We start from the raw sequence: 860 nt of genomic DNA, 5'->3' as shown, positions 1-860 counted from the left end.
CGCGGCGACATACCATCGGTAGTCACCGATATAGTGATGGGTGAAGAAGTTGAGGTCGATGGCAAGTGCCACGCCCGTCGCCATCCAGTAGGGTGGATGGTGGCGGATTCTGATGTCGAAAAGCCGCCAGGCCTGGATGATGTAGCTGCCGACCGCAGCATACATGAAGCCGGAAAACAGTGGCACGCCAAACAGCTTGGTATAGGCGAAATCGGGATATGACCATGACTGGATGCTGCCCGAGGTCTTGAAGACTTCCAGTACGAAGCCGACGAGATGGAACAGGCAGATTGCCTTCAGTTCATCAACTGTCTCCAGTTTGGTCCAGACCATGGCAAGCTGGATGACCAGAGCGATCACCAGCAGCAGATCGTAGCGCGGCAGGCCAAGCAGTCCATCGCGCGGTACGAAGAAGATCGACACGAAGAACAGTCCGGCGAACAGACAGGCGCGCGCCTCCTTGATGCCGAAGAACAGGAACTCGACGATAAAGCGCCGGATGCCGTACAGTGCTGGCGCGGGTGCATTGTCAATCAGCCGCCGGTCGAAACTCTCCGGAAAGTTCATCTGTCCCTCAACCGCTGTCGTCATGATTGCTCCGCCTGATTCCGGTTGCGTTCTGGTTCGGCTTAACTACAGAGGCTGTATGAACAAAATCAAGGCAAGCACTGCTATGCGCTGGCGCCGTTTGGCAATCTCGGTCGGGGTCATCCTATGCGGCCTGACGTTGCGCCTGACCGGCTACGAGATCGGTCTGCCGTTCCCGCTGGTCAAATATGGCGGTTCGCTGCTTTGGGGGATGATGCTCTTCTGGCTCGTCGCCATGCTGCTGGTCCGTCAACCGCTGGGTCGGGTCGCCG

The 860-nt window shown here is 57.8% G+C and carries 1 protein-coding gene and 1 pseudogene; one reads left to right on the top strand and one right to left on the bottom strand.

Annotated elements, in window-relative coordinates:
- On the bottom strand, nt 1–567 hold a 567-nt coding region (locus PDO_RS16085), incomplete at its 3' end, for a DUF817 family protein (RefSeq protein WP_458574656.1).
- Between the two features lie 79 nt (nt 568–646).
- Here PDO_RS16085 and PDO_RS16080 point away from each other — a divergent pair.
- Nucleotides 647–860, top strand: a pseudogene (locus PDO_RS16080) (DUF2809 domain-containing protein); the annotation flags it as partial.

This window comes from Rhizobium sp. PDO1-076 (assembly GCF_000247475.1).
GTDB lineage: Bacteria > Pseudomonadota > Alphaproteobacteria > Rhizobiales > Rhizobiaceae > Allorhizobium.
Note: the sequence above shows the minus strand (reverse complement) of the source record. Positions and strands in the feature narration are given on the sequence as shown.